This window comes from Ruegeria sp. BE10, from assembly GCF_056538905.1.
This window is the reverse complement of record NZ_JBQFTX010000004.1, coordinates 350,817-372,077: the sequence shown is the minus strand read 5'-3', so window position 1 is coordinate 372,077 and position 21,261 is coordinate 350,817. Positions and strand designations below refer to the sequence as shown.

20 protein-coding genes are annotated in these 21,261 nt (G+C 52.1%); 12 read left to right on the top strand and 8 right to left on the bottom strand.

Annotated elements, in window-relative coordinates:
• The first annotated feature begins 96 nt into the window (after positions 1-96).
• Positions 97-1,335: a hypothetical protein gene (locus ACR0M2_RS12255; RefSeq protein WP_480705294.1), complete on the top strand. Its 1,239-nt coding sequence runs from the start codon at positions 97-99 to the stop codon at positions 1,333-1,335.
• A gap of 695 nt (positions 1,336-2,030) precedes the next feature.
• On the opposite strand, the gene ACR0M2_RS12250 is transcribed toward ACR0M2_RS12255, so the two are convergent.
• Positions 2,031-2,873, bottom strand: coding sequence for a helix-turn-helix transcriptional regulator (locus ACR0M2_RS12250; RefSeq protein WP_480705292.1), 843 nt, complete (start codon positions 2,871-2,873; stop codon positions 2,031-2,033).
• A gap of 528 nt (positions 2,874-3,401) precedes the next feature.
• On the opposite strand from ACR0M2_RS12250, the gene ACR0M2_RS12245 reads away from it, so the two are divergent.
• The 10 genes from ACR0M2_RS12245 to cutA all read left to right on the top strand — a co-directional run bounded on the left by ACR0M2_RS12245 (position 3,402) and on the right by cutA (position 13,008).
• Positions 3,402-3,578: a Flp family type IVb pilin gene (locus ACR0M2_RS12245; protein ID WP_145975006.1), complete on the top strand. Its 177-nt coding sequence runs from the start codon at positions 3,402-3,404 to the stop codon at positions 3,576-3,578.
• 131 nt (positions 3,579-3,709) lie between these two features.
• A complete protein-coding gene (gene cpaB, locus ACR0M2_RS12240) occupies positions 3,710-4,681 on the top strand; it encodes a Flp pilus assembly protein CpaB (protein WP_480705291.1) in 972 nt (323 codons plus the stop codon).
• A 9-nt stretch (positions 4,682-4,690) separates the two neighbouring features.
• On the top strand, positions 4,691-6,226 hold the full coding sequence (locus tag ACR0M2_RS12235) for a TadE/TadG family type IV pilus assembly protein (RefSeq protein WP_480638850.1): 1,536 nt from the start codon (positions 4,691-4,693) through the stop codon (positions 6,224-6,226).
• Between the two features lie 14 nt (positions 6,227-6,240).
• The gene (locus ACR0M2_RS12230) at positions 6,241-6,738 is read left to right on the top strand and encodes a TadE/TadG family type IV pilus assembly protein (protein ID WP_480705289.1); all 498 of its coding nucleotides are present in this window, start codon (positions 6,241-6,243) and stop codon (positions 6,736-6,738) included.
• A complete protein-coding gene (locus tag ACR0M2_RS12225; RefSeq protein ID WP_480705287.1) occupies positions 6,735-7,382 on the top strand; it encodes a TadE/TadG family type IV pilus assembly protein in 648 nt (215 codons plus the stop codon). Before ACR0M2_RS12230 ends, ACR0M2_RS12225 begins: the two co-directional genes overlap by 4 nt.
• The gene (locus ACR0M2_RS12220; protein ID WP_480705286.1) at positions 7,379-8,608 is read left to right on the top strand and encodes a CpaE/TadZ family protein; all 1,230 of its coding nucleotides are present in this window, start codon (positions 7,379-7,381) and stop codon (positions 8,606-8,608) included. The genes ACR0M2_RS12225 and ACR0M2_RS12220 overlap by 4 nt, the downstream gene beginning before the upstream one ends.
• Before the next feature lie 12 nt (positions 8,609-8,620).
• Positions 8,621-10,012, top strand: coding sequence for a TadA family conjugal transfer-associated ATPase (locus tag ACR0M2_RS12215; protein WP_367647831.1), 1,392 nt, complete (start codon positions 8,621-8,623; stop codon positions 10,010-10,012).
• Positions 10,009-10,977 carry a type II secretion system F family protein gene (locus tag ACR0M2_RS12210; protein ID WP_170351522.1) on the top strand — a complete coding sequence of 323 codons (969 nt, stop codon included), beginning with the start codon at positions 10,009-10,011 and terminating at the stop codon, positions 10,975-10,977. Before ACR0M2_RS12215 ends, ACR0M2_RS12210 begins: the two co-directional genes overlap by 4 nt.
• A 14-nt stretch (positions 10,978-10,991) precedes the next feature.
• A complete protein-coding gene (locus ACR0M2_RS12205) occupies positions 10,992-11,978 on the top strand; it encodes a type II secretion system F family protein (RefSeq protein ID WP_170351524.1) in 987 nt (328 codons plus the stop codon).
• 712 nt (positions 11,979-12,690) lie between these two features.
• Entirely contained in the window at positions 12,691-13,008 is a 318-nt protein-coding gene (gene cutA / locus ACR0M2_RS12200; protein WP_480705284.1) for a divalent-cation tolerance protein CutA, read from the top strand.
• Between the two features lie 311 nt (positions 13,009-13,319).
• On the opposite strand, the gene ACR0M2_RS12195 is transcribed toward cutA, so the two are convergent.
• Positions 13,320-13,781, bottom strand: a complete 462-nt coding sequence (locus ACR0M2_RS12195) for a cupin domain-containing protein (protein WP_480705282.1) — start codon at positions 13,779-13,781, stop codon at positions 13,320-13,322.
• A gap of 66 nt (positions 13,782-13,847) precedes the next feature.
• Entirely contained in the window at positions 13,848-14,702 is an 855-nt protein-coding gene (locus tag ACR0M2_RS12190) for an MBL fold metallo-hydrolase (RefSeq protein WP_480705280.1), read from the bottom strand.
• A gap of 96 nt (positions 14,703-14,798) precedes the next feature.
• Here ACR0M2_RS12190 and ACR0M2_RS12185 point away from each other — a divergent pair, with 96 nt between their 5' ends.
• Complete coding sequence (locus ACR0M2_RS12185; RefSeq protein ID WP_170351532.1) at positions 14,799-15,698, top strand: LysR family transcriptional regulator; 900 nt, start codon at positions 14,799-14,801, stop codon at positions 15,696-15,698.
• A gap of 382 nt (positions 15,699-16,080) precedes the next feature.
• Here ACR0M2_RS12185 and ACR0M2_RS12180 read toward each other — a convergent pair whose 3' ends face one another.
• From ACR0M2_RS12180 to ACR0M2_RS12160, 5 genes are all read right to left on the bottom strand, one after another.
• Complete coding sequence (locus ACR0M2_RS12180) at positions 16,081-17,091, bottom strand: DUF2955 domain-containing protein (RefSeq protein WP_480705278.1); 1,011 nt, start codon at positions 17,089-17,091, stop codon at positions 16,081-16,083.
• Complete coding sequence (locus ACR0M2_RS12175; protein ID WP_170362165.1) at positions 17,081-18,145, bottom strand: HlyD family secretion protein; 1,065 nt, start codon at positions 18,143-18,145, stop codon at positions 17,081-17,083. Before ACR0M2_RS12175 ends, ACR0M2_RS12180 begins: the two co-directional genes overlap by 11 nt.
• Positions 18,142-19,221, bottom strand: coding sequence for an AI-2E family transporter (locus ACR0M2_RS12170; protein ID WP_480705276.1), 1,080 nt, complete (start codon positions 19,219-19,221; stop codon positions 18,142-18,144). Before ACR0M2_RS12170 ends, ACR0M2_RS12175 begins: the two co-directional genes overlap by 4 nt.
• A gap of 176 nt (positions 19,222-19,397) precedes the next feature.
• Complete coding sequence (locus ACR0M2_RS12165) at positions 19,398-19,667, bottom strand: potassium channel family protein (RefSeq protein WP_367647833.1); 270 nt, start codon at positions 19,665-19,667, stop codon at positions 19,398-19,400.
• Positions 19,668-20,001: 334 nt separating this feature from the next.
• Positions 20,002-21,243, bottom strand: a complete 1,242-nt coding sequence (locus tag ACR0M2_RS12160; protein WP_480705274.1) for a membrane dipeptidase — start codon at positions 21,241-21,243, stop codon at positions 20,002-20,004.
• Positions 21,244-21,261 lie beyond the last annotated feature (18 nt).

Below are 21,261 nucleotides of genomic sequence, written 5' to 3'. Positions count from 1 at the left end.
CAGTTAGTTCCCGATTCCGACACGCGCACTCGTGCTGTCATGTTTCTACGCATTTCATCGTGTGTGGAAATTCGCATTCAACAAACGAGGACCGTCATGAAGATCAATACGACCGGCCTAATGAAAGCCTCTGCAATCGCAATCGCCTTACTGGGATCCACGGCAATTGTTGGCGCATTCGCGTTCCCTGATGCCGCCTATGCCAAGCAAGGCAAAGGAAACGGCGGTGGCAACGGTAATGGTGGCGGCAACGGTAACGGTGGCGGCAATGGAAATGGAGGCGACAAGGGCAACAGCGGTGGTAAAGGCCATGGCAACAGTGCGAGTAGCGGCAAAGATAAAAACAAGGGTAACGGGTCAGCCGCATCCACGAACGGAGCAAGCAAAGCGGCCGGAAAATCTGGTCACAAGTCAAAAGGCTCCGCAGGGGTCAATTCGAGGTCTTCTAAGAAGGGTCAATTCTCTTTGAAAGGCTTTTTTGGCGGTAATAAAAAGCAAACTGCCAAAAAAACGCAAAGGAAGGGAATTGGAGGCCTGTTCAAAGGTAGCAAGCCAGTAACCACCGCAAAACAAACAAGGACTACTTCGGTCAAGCGGTCCTTGCGCCCGCCAAGCAGAAAAGCAAAGATTCTGGAAGATAGTACGCTTGCGCTTGAACCGCGCAATCTCGGCAAGCTAAACGGCGCCATTAACTCCAGCCCCAAAGCAAAGCTCGCGCATATTGCAAACGGTCAGTACAAGAAAGGTACCGGGCCGGTCAGCCTTGCAGCGGGCCTTGCCGTTGCGGACACCGAATTCAATCACATCATGGGTGAAGACAACACGTTAAGCCCCAAAGACGTGAAAGAAATCAACGCAGCGCTAGATTACTTGGACGAAGCCCCTCTGTCATTGGAGGAAGCTGAGGATATCCTTGCCAATGAGGAAGCCAACCCTGGGACAATTGACCCTGAAGCTTTGGAAGACGCGCAAGCCGTTAAAGATGCACACGACTTAACCACGGATGAAGATGGTAATCCGATTGATCGACCTACGGAAGATCAGTTGGCGGCCGCAGAAGCCGTGCATCAGGCAGAAGACAACCTTTTGGATCACCACAAGGGCGGGTTTTCAGAAGATGACGCCATCGCAACGCAACAGCAGGACAATGTTCTCGACGCTGTACGAGCCTCTAATCCTGACGAGGAAGCCGTCAAAACCGCGCTTGGCAGTTCGTATGACGAAGACAAGTATGATGACGACGATCACGATGAGGATGAAGCCAATACAGATCCGGTCGATGACGGTCAGACGCCTGAGGGAGAACAAGTGGAAGAACTTGTTAGCAACGGCTAAGTATTCTGCCAACGAGACTCCGGGCGACGCTTTTGCCTTGCATTCGTCTAACATGAACCAGAAAAAGTACCTTAATTCTGAACCTTAGCTTAACACAGCAAAAAAGCCCGCTCGGATTGGAGCGGGCTTTTGCATTTGTGTTTTCCCGGGTAGGACGTTTCCCGCGAAAACTGCGGACGTCAAGATGTAGGGTCAGACGTCCTTCTTGCTCTTTCAAGCTGCTCATTCCTTGCGATAGCTTTCAGAGCAATTTCGACAGGCGGGAAACGCCCGCTTCTGGATTTCGTGCTGTTAGACAAGTGTTTGCGCGCGGTGGAACGTGGTGGTTCCAAGTGTACAGGAACCTGATCCATAGCGCTTTCAGTGGCAGACTTAATCATGCAGTTCCCCTTCCAGGGAGCCAAGTACCCATAACTGTCTCGGCTCGGTGGAAGGAGTATGCGCGATGCCTGTTGAACACCACGAGAACACATTGTTCACCTTTGGTTAAAGTTGTCGCCGGAACGTAAACAATGTGTTGAATTGCTCTTCGCCGCTTGTAACCAAACTATAATTTGGGTTGCTCTAAATATTATTCGAATAACATCAGCCATGCTTGGCTTTGTGCCATAGCTTAGCCGTCGATCAGACCAAAGGGTGTCTTGCTCGGTTTTATGGCTAACAAGGCGCGTTGCAGAACTGGCATTCCATTGCTGTCAACCGAAGTTAGCTGTTTCAGCGTCTCTGGGCCTGCGGCCTGCTTGAATTTTTCGATTTAACAAGTGCAACAGTTCGACTTGATTAGAGGCACCCGTCTTCGAAAATACCGAGCTTAGGTGCGAACGAACAGTCGTTGGGCAGACAGTCAGGGCTTCTGAAACCTTTTTAACTGTCATTCCTTCCTTCAGCATAGCGCAAACCCGAAACTCGCACCGGCTGAGCCCTGCTGGATTTTGAGGGCCCAGGATTGGAACATGCTCGGTATCCGAAACTTCTTTCAGATTATGATTGCGACCCTTCTCCAAATACGAGGAGATTGAACCAGGCGTTCGCTTGCACCAACCTGACGCAAGTGTCGGCGCCAACATGGCTAGTAGGTCCAGATCATATTGGGCAGGTTCATGCCTGAAATGCAGCTCGATGTGATCCACATGCCCGCCGGTTGTATCAAGCGGAACCACGATCACCTCGCCCAGCGCCTTTAAATTACCCTCAAAATGACGAAGCGTTGCTGTGTTGCCCGCAACCAACGCGTCTGACAACGTCCAAATTGAGCCCACCCGTGCCGTCAGAAAACTTTCACCCAGAACCCGTTCCACCAGAGTTTGAGGTTGAGAGGGCCAAACCTTTCCTTCCTCGCTGCAACACCGGGCAATATATTTTACTTTTCGTTCCACCTTAAGTGTACGTGCAATTAATGCGGCATCCGCATTAACCAACTTTATTAGCTTATACAAAACGTGTGGAATGGAGTTTTTGCTCGTTAAAGCATGCGTCCATTCCATAACAAAATTGAAACTATTTTGCGCCTGGGCGCTCTTGGAGAAAATGATACTCATTACCCTACTAACCAAAACAACAAACGTTGCGAGGCAGAACTTTCTGCCGCGGCCCCACCGCAATTACAAACTTGTTCGGGGTTCATGGGTCCAGCAACTGATTTTAAGACCGTGCCTGTAGGGCAGAAAAAGAGTGAGCAGCCTCCAATATTTACATAACCAACTGTTATTATGACGTAAAACTTAGATACCGAAAAACAAATACCCGACACTTGGATGCCTCAAAGGAAAGATATAGCGACGAGTATTATTGAGCTTTCCAGCCACAGTTGCACTTCGAATCGCCGCATTGTTTCCAGACCGACTGATTCGATTGGAGATTAAAGCCTTGTTAATGCGGTGTTTATTTTAATATCTTTTAAGAAGTTTTAGTGGTAATTAAATCTTCTTTTGCGTGTATTTTTCCTATTTTTCGCGGAAGGCGGAAGTTTTCATCACCGCTACCGTTATTTCAGAGCCAATGCGAATTGCCTGGCTTGCGCTGCGATAAATGCAGCGTGGATTTCAATTTAACCTTTCGGGGGAAACATGACCAAATTTATGAAGAAGTTTGTCAAAGAAGAAAGCGGCGCGGCAATTGTTGAATATGGCCTTGCCCTTTTGGTTGTCGCGTCAATTGCGGTTGGTGCGTTCTCGTATCTTGGAACCACCACGAACACGAACGTAACGGGTGCTTGCGCAGCTCTGGGTAGCGCGACCTGCTGAACCATTGGTTCCTTGCGATTTGCAAACCACAACAACATTCTGCGCCGTCCCATCCGTGTAGCGGCGCAGAATACACCGCCGGGATTTTCGAAACCTAACCACTGACATTTCGAAATTTTTGAGCGTAACTTTTGGAGACAGAGATGCGTATCAGACCAGTTATTACCACATTATTTGGAATTGCGATTGCTTCAGGCTCTGTGTTCCTGGCGAAGGATTACATCCAATTTAACACGACTGCACCCAGTGCCACGACGAACGCCGATCTCGTTGAGATCTACGTTGCGCGCTCAGAAATCGCATTTGGTCAAACAATAGAAAATCATCACGTCACAACTCATCTCTGGCCACGCGAAGCGCTACCTGCCGGGGTTTTCACCGAGTTAGGCGTACTTGTTCCGGATAATCGCCAACAGCTGCGTCGCGCTAAGGGGCGGTTCTATCCCGGTGAAGTCATGCTTATTTCGAAAGTTTCGAATTTTGGCGAAAAGGTCACGCTGGTTCAAAAGCTGGGTGAAAACACGCGCGCCATGGCGATCGAAGTGGACGCCGTGACCGCGGTCGGCGGATTTGTCACTCCAGGTGATTGGGTAGACATCGTTTTGACACAAGGTGCGAAAATGGATTTGCGCGCCGTTACTATTTTGCAGAATATCCGCGTGATTGGCGTCGATCAGCAATCCGAAGAACTGAGCGATCAACCCGAAATTGCCCGCACGATCACAGTAGAAGTAACCCCTCAGCAAGGTCAGCGCCTGGCTTTGGCCCAAAAGGCCGGCACCCTGAGCCTCACACTCAGAACGTTGGACGGCGTCGAGGATGAACCGATGGAAATGGTCCGCCTGCGCGATCTTCTGCAAGAGGAAGGTCCGGTTGAAAAAGTCGAAGCGCAACCGACAATCATTGTGAACCGCGGCACCGAAACCGAAGTTGAAGTTATACAGAGAAGCTCTCGTGGAGCCGACGACGCGACAGAAGTGGAAGCCGTTCCAAATGCAGAGTCCCGCGATCAAACGGACGCCCAGTCGACACCGGCAGCCATCAACTCTGGCACCAAGCCGAAAGCCCGCTCGCTTAAAGTCAGCCAGAACACTGCACAGTAAGGCTGCGTCATGCGTCGGACAACAAACATATCATTCTTTGCACAGGACGAGCGCGGCACGGTCGCTATTCTCTGGGGTACAGCATTTGTCGCATTTCTCGGGTTCTTTGCAATCACGATGGATGTAGGCCGAATGAACTCGACCCATGCAGAGCTTCAGTCCTTCGCGGACCATGTAGCCTTGGCAGCCGCTGGTGAGTTGGACGGACAACCCGACGCCATCACCCGCGCAACCAATGCAGCGGCCAACTTGATCAGTGACAGCCAGACATTTGCCAATGGGTCCGCCACGCTTTCGGGTTCATCGGATTATACGCTTTCGTTTCATTCCGCTCTGCCGGTTTCGGACCTCACGCCGTTGGGCGCAGACGTCACGACCAACCCAAGAGAAGCCAAGTTTGCTCAGGTCGTGCTAACGCCCAAATCTCTCAGCATGAACCTTGCTTCAGCTTTGGACCGGATGCTTGGCGGAAGCGGCATATCGGCCAGCGTTTCGGCCGAGGCCGTCGCCGGTTACTCCAAAGCGGCCTGCGATATCTCACCTTTAATGTTCTGCTTACCGCCGGATTGGGAAAATACCCTGACCGTTGGTGATCAAATCTTACTGCGCAGCGGTGGCAACGGAACTGCCTGGGGACCGGGCAACTTCGGGTTTATCGACCTAGCAACATTTGAAGATGCCTCCGGCGTATGTGCGGATGAAGGCGGGAATAAACTCGCCTGCCTCATCGCGGCGCAAAGCCAGATCACGCAATGCGTCCTCACCAATGGTTTGGATACCGAACCTGGCCAGAAGGTCGGAATCACCAATGCGGCGTTCAATGTCCGCTTTGATATTTTCCGTAGCGTACTTAACGGTGAGAAAAACAATCCGGACTTTGCACCGGCTCCGAACGTCATCAAAGGGATACAGAAAAAGGGTGGTGGTTCCTGCATTCAGGGTAACGAAGAAGTCACGCCTGATACGATCGCACTTGGTCGCGACACTTGCATGGCAGCAGGTACGTGCGGTGGTAACAACCGGTTCGGAGACGGTGTCTGGGATCGCCAAGGGTATCTAAACCGGAACCATGACCTTGCAGATGGTATCGCAGACGGAATTGGCAGCGATGCTCACCTCCCGGCTCTTAGCGTAACGGATAGCGTGTTCGCTGGCACAAGATACGGAATGTATCTGCGGGAAATCGCGTACGGCAACAGCAACCCACATTCACCACCGAACGCAAACTCGATCCTGGACCCTTCGCTTGCCGAAACCGGTCGCCCGATGTGTTCGAACCAAATGTCGACTAACCCAGCGCGTCGCGTCGTGACCGCAGCAGGCATTGATTGCGCTCAAAACCCGGTTTCCGGCTCGACCACAGGTGTTCCGGTCACAAAATTTGTTGCCGTCTTCCTGACCGAACCGGTGGGGGATGACGGTAGTTCACCGCCGAGTTTTGACATCCATGGCGAGATTGTCGGCTTTCCTGACGTTTCAGGCGTCGGCAGCGGCGGCAATGGGTTCGGCGGTATCTTTCGCGACCTCGTACAGTTGTACCGTTGAGGGGGCGCAGGATCATGAAAACTCGCCTCGCAGAATCCCTCAAACGCTTTGTAAGAAAAGATGATGGCGCGATCCTCGTGGAATTTGGCCTGGTCATGCCACTCATGCTGTTGCTGCTGGCGGTCACGTTGGAATCTGCACGTATGATGTGGTCATACCAATCGGTCATAGCAGGCGTTCGCGACGCCAGTCGCTATCTGTCCAGAGTCACTCCGGCAGATATCTGCACCTCTGGTGGCTCTGTTGCGGGACTCACTACTACTTTGAAGGGCATCGTCGAAGACGACAAAAATGCCATCAGCCTGTTCCCGCCCAGCATAACGGTCAATTCGGTGACACCCAGCCTGTCCTGTGTGTCTGGAACCTATAGGGTCAACCCAGCCCCAGTAGGCACGGTAAGTGCAAACATCACTATCCAGTTTCCGATGGGCAGCATCCTGTCTCTCTTTGGCAGCGGACTATCGTCCGTGACGACGGATGTCTCTGACACTTCACGGATTTTCGGACAATGAAAGGTCAGCTTCATATCCACACGCGCTTGCTTCGCCGAGGGCAGAAAGTTCTTCAGGATCAAAGCGGCGGCGTTCTTGTCGAGTTCGCCATAGTCGTTTCCCTGTTTCTGTTCCTCTTCATGGCGTTATTGGATTTCGGCCGCATGTCCTTTAGCGTTGCGAATGCTCAAAAAGCCTCGCAACTGGCAACGCGCATTGCAATCGTACGACCGCCTGCATGCCCCGGAGTGCCCACGACGCATCAGCGAGGCACATCTACTTCGTCACCGAGATTTGGTACGTCCTGCAGTGCCTCGACCGGGGTTTGTGCGGATCCTCAAACCCCTTCGTGTTCGGGTGTCGCAACCAATGCTACGGCCTCGGAAATCTGGACCCGGATTAGCCCGCTTTTGCCCCCGGATGCCACAATAGACAACTTAACGTTTCATTATGACTTCAATCCCAATCTGGGTTTCTTGGGTGGCCCGTATACACCCATGGTCTCAGTCGAATTGAACCTTAACGATTTTCAATTCGTGTCACCGTTGGCCGCGCTGGCAAATGCCGCGAGCGCAACTAACAGCACAATATCTTCGACAGTCGGTTACTCAAACTTCAGCGTCTCGCTGCCTGCTGAAGACCTTGCATTAGGAGAGTCAGGATGAGAGATCAGAATGTTTTCACACCGAAATCACAGGCAATTATGCTTGTTTCGGAAAACGAAGAGATCGCGCAGCTGGTTGCGGATGTCTTTCCCGTAAATGAGGAAAATAAAGTCACCAGGAACGGGGCATCGTTTCAGATGTTGAATGGAACTGCCCTCGATCTTGCATTCAAGCACGATCTGGTGATCTTTGAAATCGACCCTGATGACACAGGAGAACTCCGCGCTATCGAGGCTGTCCTGACGCACCGCGACGATAACACCTTGTTTGTTGCGCTCACTCAGAATGATCTGTCGATCTCCAAGGCGCGTGAATTGTACAAGATCGGTATTGATGAGGTTTTGCCGCTGTCAATTGATGGCGAAGGTTTGAAAGCCGCAGTCAGTGAAAAACTAAATGCGCGTGCGGTTTCGCAAACCACTATTTCAGACGGTTCTTCGGCGTTGGGCAAGGTGATACCAGTCGCAAAGGCGCGCGGTGGAATCGGGGCTTCAACAGTTGCTGTCAACCTTGCGTGCTCGCTTGTCGGCGGCAAGGGATCTTTCTTCAGGAAATCTGCAAAAAACCGAGTAGCCCTTTTGGATTTTGACCTTCAGTTCGGAAACTCGAATGTCTTTCTGGACATCGAGGACAACGGCGGATTCCTTCAGCTAATTGAAAATTCTGAAATTCCTGATGATCACCTTTTGTCTTCGATCCTGCAAGAGCATGGGCTTGGCGTTGACGTTCTGTGCGCGCCTACCCCGATGGTGCCCCTGCAATCGATGCGGCCTGATCTGATCGAAGGGATGCTGGACCTTCTGCAACAGCGCTATGATTATATAATCATCGACCTTCCCTGCGCCGTTGTTGAATGGGTTGAACCTATTTTCAAACGGGCCACCAAATTGGCTTTGGTTACCGATACTACTGTCCCCTGCGTACGCCAGGCGCGGCGGTTGATTGATTTCTACCGCGAGGCAAACGTCGGCCTTCCGGTGGAGTTCGTGGTCAACAGAGAGCGGAACACTTTGATCAAGCCTTCGCATGTCCGCGAAGCCGAGAAGGTATTGAAAACAAGCCTGAAACACTGGCTACCCGACAATTCGAAAGTTGCCAGAAATTCCGTAGATCTTGGACGGCCGATTGTGGACATGAAGCCGCAATCGGACCTTGGAAAAGCCTTGGCAAAATTGGCCGCTGCGGTCTCGGCTGAAACTCAGCCCGTGGCAACGAAGAAAGCGTAAAAGGAGATCAACGTGTTCAACGAATTTAGATCACGCAAGGTTGCTTCCAAGTCGAATGTGCTGACACTGGATCGACCCATTGACATGCCCACCAAATCCAAGGCGACTCCTGACCCCGTGGACGTCGACCTGCAGGCGCATCTAGAACTCAAAAGCCGCTTGCATGGTGAGCTTCTGGACCGGCTCAATCTTTCGGTCATCGATAAGGTTGAACGATCGGAATTGAAACGCCAGATCGCATCTTTGGTAACCGGCCTGATCGAGGCTGAAAACCTGCACATGCGGTCTGAGGCTTTCACTGCGCTGGTTGATGAGCTTATCCACGAAGTCATGGGCCTGGGGCCATTGGAACCGTTGCTGGAAGACCCGACTATCAACGATATTCTCGTAAACTCTTTTGATCAGGTGTACGTCGAACGCTTTGGTCTTCTGGAGCTTTCTACTGTTCGCTTCCGCGATGAACGTCACTTGCTACGGATTATCGACAAGATCGTCAGCAAAGTTGGTCGGCGTATCGATGAGTCTCAGCCCTGGGTTGATGCGCGTTTGGAAGACGGCAGCCGCGTTAACGCAATTATTCGGCCGTGTTCCGTCGATGGACCAGCTTTGTCAATTCGCAAGTTCTCCCGCAACCCTCTGACAATAAAAAAGCTTGTTGATCAGAACAGCATGAATGATCAGGCAGCCAAACTCCTTGAGGCACTTGTCGAAGCAAGGTTGAATATCCTCATCTCAGGCGGTACCGGCACGGGTAAAACAACCATGCTGAACGCTGTGTCGTCGTTTATCGATGGCAAACAGCGTATCGTTACCATCGAAGACGCTGCCGAACTTCAGCTTCAGCAAAGCCATGTTGTACGTCTTGAAACCCGCCCTCCAAATGCTGAAGGGCAAGGTGTAATCACCCAACGTGATCTGGTTCGCAATGCCCTAAGGATGCGGCCTGACCGCATCATCGTTGGAGAAGTTCGTGGATCAGAATGTTTTGACATGCTTCAAGCCATGAATACGGGCCATGACGGGTCTATGACCACCGTTCACGCAAACTCGGCGCGTGATTCACTAAGCCGGGTCGAGCAGATGGTGACAATGCTTGGCGCTGACTTGCCGATCAGAACCATCCGGTCGCAGATAGCTTCGGCCATTCAGATCGTACTCCAACTCAGCCGCCTTAGCGACGGCACCCGCAGAGTCGTCAGCATTTCCGAGATTACCGGCATGGAAGATGACACGATCACAATGCAGGATATCTTTGTTTTCAAACGTCGCGGCAAGTCGGAAGACGGACAGGTACTGGGAGAGTTCTTGCCTACCGGCATTCGTCCAAAGTGCTTCGATCAGTTGGTTGCCGCAGGGATCGACGTAGACACCAACATGTTTATTCGTGGGGCTATGTCGTCATGATTGACCTGCAACCGAACACCCTGAACATTCTGTTCTACATTTCGATTTTCCTAGGAATTCTTCTTGCTTACGAAGGATTACAGCAGCTTTTCCTGCGCAAGGAATCCCTCAGCGAGGCCAGAAATCGGCGCATGAAGCTAATCCAGGGGGGCGCCTCAACCGATCAGGTTCTGCAATTGCTACGTGACCCTGCGATGACCACTCCTGGCGAAAAACCCAGTGTGATCGCCCGTTTTCGTCGTCTGCTTGTCCAGGCCGGGCTGACGATCAACCCGATCTGGGTGGTCCTTGCAGCCACCTGTCTGGCCGTGGCGGCCTTCATCGCAATATCTCGGTTCCTTGCCCCGGAAATTGCCGCAGCTCTGAGCGTCCTTCTGGCTGGCGTTCTGCCGCTGCTGGCACTGATCGCCATGAAGGATACCCGGGCCAAAAAACTTACGAAACAGTTACCGGATGCATTGGACCTTATGGCCCGTGGCCTGAAAGTCGGGCACCCAGTGGCTGTAACTGTCGGGAACGTGGCGACAGATCTTCCGGACCCGATAGGTAGTGAGTTTGGCATAATTCAGGACCAGATTAACTATGGCGACGACGTGGCAACCGCGTTTCAGGATTTTGCAAAACGTGTCGGAACAGAGGATGCGAACTATCTTGCCGTCAGCATCGGTATTCAGCACGGCACCGGCGGCAACCTTGCCCGTGTCCTAAGCATTCTGTCCCAGGTCATCCGTGACCGGCAAACCATGCAAAAAAAGATCAAGGCCATCTCTGCCGAAGGGCGTCTTAGCAGTCTAATTCTCACAGTCTTGCCGGTGTTCATCTACTTCTCAATCGAGATGTCCACACCTTCGTTCTACGGCGATGTTCGAAACGATCCGCTGTTCCCATATTTTGCGAGTGCGATAGTCGGCCTGACGATTGCCCAAGGACTTATCCTGAAGCGGCTCGTCAAATTCAAATTCTGAATGGGAGCGAAAAAATGGAATTTATTCAAAATGTTCTAAACGGCCAAGACCTTCCCCTTCAGTATCTTGTGCTAGGTGGGATTGCCGTAAGTGTTTTCTTTGTAATCCTCGGAATCTCTGGCATGACCGCAACCGATGACACGGCCGCGCGCCGGATGCGGGTCGGATCAATTTCTCGGGGGCACGGAACAGATTTTGACCTCATACAGGGGGATGACAGCGACCCGCACGGACTGCTTAAGGCATTTGTGCCTTCGTCGAAACGCGAACGTTCCCGAATTGGCAGAATGCTTAAGCAGGCTGGTATTCAGCGCAAACATGCCGTCCGATCATTTTATCTGTTCCGTTTGGTGATGGGTTTTGTGCTTCCAGCCGTTTTCGTAGTGGCTTTGTCGTTGCCGCTTGAAACTCAAGTTCAGCTTGGGATTGCTGGCCTATTGCAAAGCATCACCTGGGTGAACGCATTACAGATTGTCACCGCTTTGATGGTAACAGGTTTCTACGGTCCAGCACTCTGGCTGCGGCACCGTATAAGAAAGCGCCGCCAGGCCATCGAACACAGCCTTCCAAATGCGCTGGACCTGTTACAGGTGGCGATTGAGGCCGGGCTCGGATTTGACGCCGCAATGGTGCGAGTGGCGAATGAGATGGCGCATGCGGCACCGGAGATTTCGCAAGAGTTCACGATACTCCAACTGGAACTGCAAGCTGGCAAAGAGCGTCAGGCCGCCTTTATGGACATGGCCGAACGCGTCGGCATTGACGAGGTCAGCTCTTTCGCGAACGCCTTCCTTCAATCCAATCAATACGGCACCAGCATTTCCGCTTCACTGCGCAGATTTGCCACTGATATGCGTATCGATCGCGAACTGCGCGCTCAGGAAAAGGCCAACCGGCTACCAGTTCAAATGTCAGCCGTAATGGCCATGTGCATGATGCCCGTTCTACTGCTGATCTGCCTGTCGCCGATGGTGATCCGATGGATCAATATGTTTGGGTGATGGTTGGGTGTAATCTGAGAATTGAAGGAACAAAGAATCTTCTTTGAGCTGCAATGGATGACACGCTTTAGTTATCTGCTTTTAGTCAAATTCTAATCCTAGTACCTTGCTAACGCTGCATTTTGCTGGATAAAAGCACCAGGTATCGGTCGTATTCCAGGCGGCGTCCACTAAGCGCGAACGAACCCAGCCTCACAGGGGATCGTCTCGATTTCTCTTCGGTCCAACGCCCGAGCCAGATGAATCGCGGCAAATTCAAACTGCTCTGCCATTTGACCCAGTGTTACATAACGAGCCACAAACGCTTGCAGGCTTTGGGCAGTTATATAGCAACGGTAGTGCTGCGTGTCCGGGTTTCGCACCGTGACCTGATTTAGAAAGCCGCCATTCCGCAACCGCCGGATCGATATCACATTTATTTTCAAGCGTGCAGCCGCATCCAAGAGCGGCAGGTCGCCAGAAAATGCACGCTCCTGTCTTTCTCAGCCTTCAGCTTGATCGATCAGCAAACCAGCCAAACCTTCGACTTCTGGATCACGCGACACGCCGGTCAATCGACCTGCCGCCCAATCGGTGACAACGCGTGCCAAAGGAACCCGGTCATTCTCTGAGTGGTACGCAGATGGCGGTGATACGTTGTAGGAGTGACAATGGCGTCGAAATGGTCCCGTGTTAGACTAAGAACTTAGGTTTGGCGTTTGTGAGATTGCAGATGATAGTCAAAATTTGGGTCAACTGCCCATCCGAGAAAGTCGCTGACCAGATCGCGGACAAGCTTCTTGAAGAGCGTTTGGTTTCCTCATCGAACCGCTACACTGCGACTAGCAGTAAATATCTCTGGAAGGGAAAAATCGTAACCGCACGGGAGGTCCCACTTCTGCTGAAAACCCGAAAGGAACTTTTTGGCGCAGTCGTTGAAGCGATCCGCAGGATGCACCCTTATGAGACGCCCAGTATTCTCTCGATTGATGTTGACCAAGCCAACGGTGAATATCTTGAGTGGATGATTGAAAGCACGCGCGAGATCTAAGCAAAGCTCAAACTAACGGCCTATAGCCGCTGTATCTGTGGGCTCACTACCGACTTTCTCTGCGGCGAGTTCGGACAAGCAGATGAGCCCTGACCGGGCGTTGATCGTAATTCGGTTACTTGTTCGCTCAGCAAGTCGCGAACCCATACATACCAGACCTTCAGTGCTAGAAGGTTAAGCAGTAGGGAGACGTTGTCCGCCAGTTGTTTTGTGGTCACTTGAGGGCCCGCAGCGAAAGCCGCACTCAGATTGGTCAAAGCGAGGAACGTGGCAAGAAGCGTTAAGAGTCTCATTGCGTTTTTCCTTTCGGTTCAGATGTAGACGACGCCAAAGCGCTCTTCGATCAAGGCGAAATCTATTTCGCCGATCTCGTTCTGGCGCGAGGTTTCGGCCATAAACTCCTCAGCCCAATCACCGGGGAAGATGTAGCTGATCATCTTGGCGGTCGTATCACCGACGTTCTTCATGTAGTGGGACACGCCGCGTGGGCATTGGATGCTGGCCCCAGGCCCGGCCTTAAAAACTTCATCGCCGATTTTAACTTCCAAGTCGCCCTCAAGGATGTGGAAGGTCTGGTCTTCCCATTTGTGATAATGATCAGGAATGGACCCGCCCGGAGCTATTTCACCTGAGCCAAAGACATACTCGGATTGCGTATCGTCTTTGCCTGCGACAACCGAGGTGTACTCCTGATCCGCCATGAAATATTTGCGGCCTTCATGCCAACCGCTGACAACGGTCTTTTTGGCGGTCGCTTCTGTTTTCTTAGACATGTTGAGGTCCAATTCTGATTTCATTTGTGGGGAACGACCGGGCTGCCCCGCAACCCAGTCAGAGGTTCAATGGCCGTGCCATATGGCGTAAGCCATCCGTTCAACATGGGCTGGAAGGTTTTCTTTGTAGAACAGCCAATCTTCGAAACCAGGCAGTTTGACCGTATCCTTAAGTTCGTCGACCGATTTGCCGTTTTGTAGACCCTCCCAAACGGCAACGTACAGGGCTTCGACAAAGGTCAATTCTTCAGCGAGAAGCTCAGGCGATGAATGCTCCAGGTGGCCTGAAACCACGGTATCGTAGTCAAGCTCTGCTCTGACACGGCGCAGGGTGTTCAGAGCGCCCACATAATCATGCGTGTTCAAACGGGCGTTCGAGACCAGAAAACGCGGAAGATGCCAATCCACCCCCATTAAAACCTTGTCGTCGGGCATGTGGATCACGCTCTGGCACTGGCCGTCGCTGGACCCGAAGTACTTTAAGTCGATGATCTTATCGCCCAGTTCGATGCGATGCTCATCTGCATAGGTCACATCGGGCAGCACCACCCGGTTTTCCAGATCGCGGCTCATCAACTCAACGCACCCTTCATGGGCGATGAACTTCGCACCTTCGTCCTTGAAAATCTGGCCGCCCCGCGAATGGTCAAAGTGATCGTGCGAGTAAACAACCTTGACCACGGGTTGATCGGTCAGCTTGGCAATTTCGGCGCGCATCGCCTCGGACCGGAATTCGTGATTGGGGTCTATAACCAGAACGCCTTCATCCGTGATCACCACCAGGCTGGAATAATGCGCCATGTAGAACTGATAGACGCCGTCCTTCAGCTTGGTCATGGCCGGTGTCATTTCATCACCTGCTGCAATGGCCGCGCTTGTAAAGGTGGTAGCGGCGGCGATGGCCGTCAGAATGCGCTTCATGGCATGTGTCTCCTTTTGCGTTGGAAACAACATACTATTGACCTAATATTGGATAATTGATGTCATTGACAATTCAAAAGATACAAAAAGTATTGAATGGACAAGCTGAAGAAAATGACCGTGTTTGCTCGCGTGGTCGAGCTGGGAAGCTTTGCCGCAGCCGCGGAAGATTTGAATGTTAGTCCGGCCATTATAGGGCGACATGTGGCCGATCTGGAAACGATGCTTGATCTGCGCCTCATCAGCCGCACAACACGTTCGATGGAAGTGACCGAAGCCGGAGCTCGCTACTATCACGGGTGCAAGGCCACCCTAGAACAAGTGGATGCACTTGAGCAGGACGTGGTTGCACAAGAAGGTGGGCTGTTATCTGGAGCAATTCGCGTAGCTGCTCCGGAAGGGATCGGTACGCCACTGTTGCTGGATGCGGTGCAGAGCTTTCAGACGCTTCATCCCGAGGTGTTGTTTGATCTGGTGTTTGAAAATGAGCAGACTGACTTCGTCACCTCCAGGGTGGATTTGGCCATTCGGTTAGCGATCAAGCTGGACGATAGCAGTCTGATCGTTAGCAAGCTGGCTCAGACATCCCTCGGTTTGTTCGCGTCCCCCTCTTATCTACGCGCATATGGAACACCCACAACGGTGGCCGATCTAGACCAACATTGCTGCCTCGTCTTTGGTGCTTCACGGTTCGGTGACAGTTGGCCGCTCGTGACAAATAGAGGGATGCAAAAGCTGCGCCTGCCCTGGAAACTTGTCATGAACCACACCAATACTTATCGCGAAGCACTGGTGCGTGGGTTGGGGATCGGATTGCTTCCAGAAATCATGGCGATAGACTTGGTGGAAGCGGACCAACTTGAGCCAATCAATTTTACAGGGCAGTTCCCTGATGTTGGGGTGTTTGCAGTCTACCCCGAAAAAGCCTTCCAACCTCGTCGGGTTGGTCTATTTCTGGACCACCTTCGGCAACAGATCAAACAACATCTGGCCTGACCGAAAAAGCGCCCCCGTGCTGACTTAAATTGCACAAAGCCGAACTTGGGATGTTTGCAGCGAACGGCGGCTCCGTCCCGCGTTGCGGTCATCGGCGACAGGGGGCGCGAGCGGCAGGCTCTCACAGCCACTGGATGATTGGTGGTGCCGTAACGAACCATGAACGTCGCCGAAGGGGTGTTATGTGAAGCGATCTCTGGTTGAGTGGTCAGCTCCCCTGCGGATCAAACGAACCATTACTAAATCGCCGGATAGCAGTCATTGATCCTGCGCGCGGAGAACGTCTGTTTCGAGCCCAAGGCGGTCATTGTGGTTTTGTGCGGCGCGCATACAGCTGGAGGATCTCTGCTGGTTTCGGTTCCAAGCCTCATCGCAGCTAACCTCATTGAATTGCCCGGCGCTCTTTTTCCGGCCAGAATTCATCAACCACGACATATGCGATGATTACAAAAAAAGCGGCGCTGGCAACTTGCAATACGCGAGTGATGCTCTTGACGTCAGCCTCGTCTGAAAACGGTGCAACCGAACCGCCATATACAATCAGAACTGTTGTAATAGCGGAACCGGCGGCGGCGGCGAGCGGTACTTTTGACTTTCCAAGTGCTCCGAGTGTTAGGCAAAAGAAAAAACACAGCAGAATGGGGGTTATAATAACCGGAGCTATTACGTTTATTTCGTAGCATATGATGGATACTGCCGCCCCAAGAAGGTTTGCCGTCAGCATAGCTTTTGCAACTGTTTTGCCTGCAGCGGGCATCGCTGCAAGCTGCTGGCTCAGCAGGGCGACAAAAAACAGAACCAGTAGTGCAGATGCGCCGGAAACAAAAAACGCCAAGGCAAACGGCACTGTTACAAGCGACATCCTGACGATTCGGCGATGTGGGTCGAAGTTCGGCGACGATGCGGCCTTCTTTTGAGCGGGCGTTTGAGGTTCAGCGGGTATCAACACGAACATCAGCGTTGATACAAAGCCCGCAAACAGCAGGTTCAACGGTATCCAATACACGAGCACCAAAGCCAGATCCTGTGATTGCAGAACCAGGTTCGGAATCATCAACGCTCCCATGAGAGCTATGACGCCCGGTAAAACTCCGGCTCCGGAAACCGACCACATGAAAGACAGGATTATTCCAATGGCCACCAGAATGAGAAAAACAAGAGGATATGGTGAGAAGATTGACGACACCAAGAATGAAATGAACATCAATCCAATCGAAAAGACAAACAGCTTAGCAAATGCTGCCAGAGGCAATGCAGCGGGTGCCTGCAAAAACAGTGCGGTGAACACCGCCCCAACGACGGCGAGTGGCCAGCCAAGAAATAAGCCCAAGGAAAAGACGCCGGTAACACCAACCGCAAGCCGGGCGACAGAGCGTTGGTCCTCAGTACGCATAGGACAGAATTGAGACCAAGCGGATGTAGGTGCGGCCTACGAAGTTCAGTAACGAGTTGTCGCTTAGGTACATAATCACATCGGCCTGCCCGTTCAGCTGAAAGCGAAGATCATCTTCGGTGCTTCCGGCTTCATAGCCCGGCAAAACGATCCTGACTGGGAACCTTTCAGGCTCCCGCAAAAAACCTTTGGTACTTGGCGGGCTCGCCAATTGCCCGGGCTCATCACCGCCACTTAAGGAAACGGCCGCGCTAAAGCTCTCGATAACGCCCGGAACAATCTTACCGGGATGCATGTCCAACACTACATCAACCGGAGACCCTATCGAAGCTCTTCCTAGGTTGTTCTCGGTAAAATACGCCTCGATCCAGACGTCCGTTGCATCAAGAAACGTCAACAGATCCTGGCCGGATCGCGCATACGTTCCGGGGGCTATCAGCAGATTAGTGATGACACCTGTCGCCGGAGCACGCAGTTCCGTCCATTCAAGGTTTAGTTCTGCATCCGCCAAGGCCGCCAACGCGCGCTGGATTTTCGGGTTTTCAATCCCGTCGTCACCAAGCCTCTGTTTTGCTTTTTCCAGATCCGCTTTTGCGTTCTCAAAGTTTGCCTCAGACTCTGCCAATTGCCCTCGTGCATCATCCGCCTTTGAGACGGCAATCAACCCTTTCTTTTCGAGCGCAAATACGCGTTCCGTTTGAATGCGCATCGTATCCAGATCGCTCTGCGCCCTTGCGAGTTTGGCCTGTGCTGCACTTACCTCGGCCGAAGACGCACCCACCTCTTGGGTCGCCGCTTCAAGATCAGCTTCCGCTTTTGAACGCTCGATTTCGTAGGGTCTGGAATCTATTCGGACCAGAACATCACCCGCCGAAACAACCTGTCCGTTTTCTACCAGAACCTCAGTTACCGTTCCGGTCACCTGAGGCACGATTTGGGTAGCCACCGCTTTTACTCTGGCGTTCCCGGTAAATGGCGTTTTCCGATCAGCGACCAAATACCAAACAAGAAAAATCAGAATGACTGCCAAGGTTGTCCATATCGTCTTCCTCATTTCCCGGCACCTTCTGCAGCGGCCTCGGCTTCGGGCGACGTATCAATCCAAACCTTGAACAGCTCATAGAACACAGCAAAGAGTACCGGCCCCATAAAGACGCCGATCAAACCGTACGCCATCATACCTCCGAGAACACCGATGAGGATGACCAACATGGGAGTCTCAAGGCCTTTTGAGATGAACACGGGTCTTAGGAAACTGTCCATTATCATGACTGGAACGGCCAATATGGTGAAGATCAAAGCTGTTCCGCCGGACATGGAACTCCATGCATAGATAATAACCGGTATAAGAACCAATCCGGGCCCGATTTGGATAATCGAGAGTATCAGGCAGACAAATGCCAGCGTGGCGGCCGAAGAAATCCCAAACAATGCCAACAGTATCCAAACGAAAACCGCCTGAATGGCTGCTACGCCGATCACGCCTTTTGTAACGTTCCGGATCGTTGCGCCTGCCAGTGTTACGAATTCACCGCCGCGTGGTGCGAAGACGCGGTTGGCAAAGCGCTGAAGACCCTGGACCAAATTTGGCCCAGGGTTGAACAATGCCCCCATAATCAACACGGACAGAGCTAAGCCAAGCAGACCGATTCCGATGCCCAGCACCTTACCGAAGAGCGATTTGGTGATCTCAAGGATTTGCGTGCCGTATTTTGCAAGCGCGCCGTCAAGATTGCGCTCAAACATTCCCCAGACATCGGCTATTTTGTTTCCCACCAAGGGCAACTCCTTGAGACCCTCGGGCGCAGGTGGGACTTTCAACTCACCTTTGTCTGCTTGTTCCGCGAATTCAGACCCAAGTTCTGCGGCACCAGACACCGCGGTAGCGACTGGCCCGAGGGTCAGAACAAGGCCCAACAAAACCAAGATCGTCGTGGCAAGTTTTTTCCGCCCTCCCAGCTTGGACTGAAGCCAATCAAATGCCGGGTATAGCGCCACACAGAGGATCGTTGCCCAGATAACCACGCTCGCAAGCGGGGCCACCATGACTAAGGCGCTGTAGAGGAATAGTCCGAGAAAGAGCAATCGTATTGCCAGATCGACAATCTTTGCGTCCTGTGTCTTTTCCATTCCATCCCTCCATGTGTTTTTCGAATGTTACACTCAAAAAACATAATATGTATATTTTTTTGAATTTTAGTGATCATCTATCAGCTTGAAGACACGAATGAATCTGGGCCACAGCTTGAGGTGTCCAGTCAAACCAATGTCTGGGTGTGAACTCGATTTGGCCAAATTGGGATAATCTACTTGTCCGCTTTTGTGTCGTCTTGGGACAAGATTGTATCTGCCACTGTCGTCGCTGCGGTTACGAAGACACCGAGACCCACGATGATGTATACCATTGTGAAGATCTTCCCTGCCGCGGTTTCAGGTGAGAAGTCACCAAACCCCACGGTCGAAATTGTCACGACAGAAAAGTAGATTGAGTCGAGCCAACTCCAACCTTCGACAAAGTGGTAAAAGACCGAGGCCCATAAAATCATTCCAACTGTGAAGGCAAGAATGCCTTTCACTCTACCGTCCTTGAAAGCGACGCCAATTCCTCGTGTTATTCTAGTCAGTGAATTCATTGCACCCTCATCTTCGAATAATTGCATTTGTACCAGAGTTGAGGATTTACGGAAGGAACAATGCTGATTTACTGAAAGCTGCCCGATAAGAACTCTCAACCAGAGTCCCAGATTCATCGATGCTATTCTGCGCACGATGGTCCGACAGGTACAGATAAGCAGATCCCTTCATTCGAGTGATTTGGAAGCATGAACAGCCGTGGAGGTTCGATTTTGCAAGCTAGCAATCGACCTGTTCGCCTACGCGCCAAGTATCTTGCTGCTAGGTCTTTCGTCTCTAACGCGAATAGAACCCATCACGGAGTTCTTGCCTTAGGCGCAGACGCTCTGGGTACTCTTTCAGGAATAGTTCGGGTGGCTTGCCCTCCCAAACTTGCGCATAAACTCGCATCTTGTTACCGCCATAAATCTTCGCAAGGTCCTCATTGGAATAACCCTTCGCCCAAAGATCATCGGTAATCGCCGCAAGGATTTTGGCCAGTTCACCGTTGCCAGTGGCCCCTTTGTTGAACGCATCGATCATGTAGCCGCCGTCGTCGTACATGCTCGCGTTTGCAGTTGCGAACTGTACGACTAGTTCAGTCGAGAACATGTCGTCCGTTGCAATCCCAACATGGTCGACCCCCACAAGTTGGACATAGTAGTCGATCATATCAGCAGCTTGCTCGGGTGAGATATCCTCAGGCCAAACACCGTCCATCATCCATTCGGTGAAGGTCGGAGAAATATAGCCGCCCGATTTGGCCGCACGCAGCGCCTCTTCGTCGGGAATGGCCCGATAACAACCGCGTGTCGTGGCATTGGGTTCGTTCGCATAAAGCCCAGCTGGGACAGAATGCGTATAGACATATGGCACGCCGGGATAGTTTTCATCCATGTAGTCCATGGCGTCGTTGGCCGTTTTTGAACCCGTGTGGCTTAGGTCGAGCAAGATACCGAACCGCACCATTTCATCGATGACCGACTTCCCCCAAGGTGTCAGACCAATGTCGCGCCCGTTATAGGCCGCCAACTGCCCCGATCCGGTTCGGAAAATGTCATTGTAAGCCAGGATCATACTTTTGATCCCCATATCCTTTAGCAATGCCATTTTCTTAAGATCGCCGTTCAGGATTGTGGCGGTTTGGCTGTTCCAGATGACGGCCGTCTTGCCTTGTATATGGGCGGCTTCGATATCTCGGGTTTCATTGACGATCAGGTAGTTTTCCGGTTGCTGCGCCATGGCTGAGCGAAAGTGATAGTGCTGCTCTAGCAGGGTTTCAAACGACATATCCGCAGCAGCCAGCGTCATCTCGTGTCCCGTAATGCCGTTGTCCCGAGCGCGCGCGAAGTAAGTATGAAGCTGGTCGTAGTCGGTCCAACCAGTGCCGTAGGGGCTGGCCAACATGCCGAGGACGATGGTGTCTTGTACGAATTGCTTCGCCTCTTCTGATGCATCCCAAGTCTTGCTTTCCTCGCTCGCGTGTAGTGCGCAACCTAGAGTGATCGCGATAGCGCTTACGGCCAACATGGTCTTCATGACATTACCTCATTAACT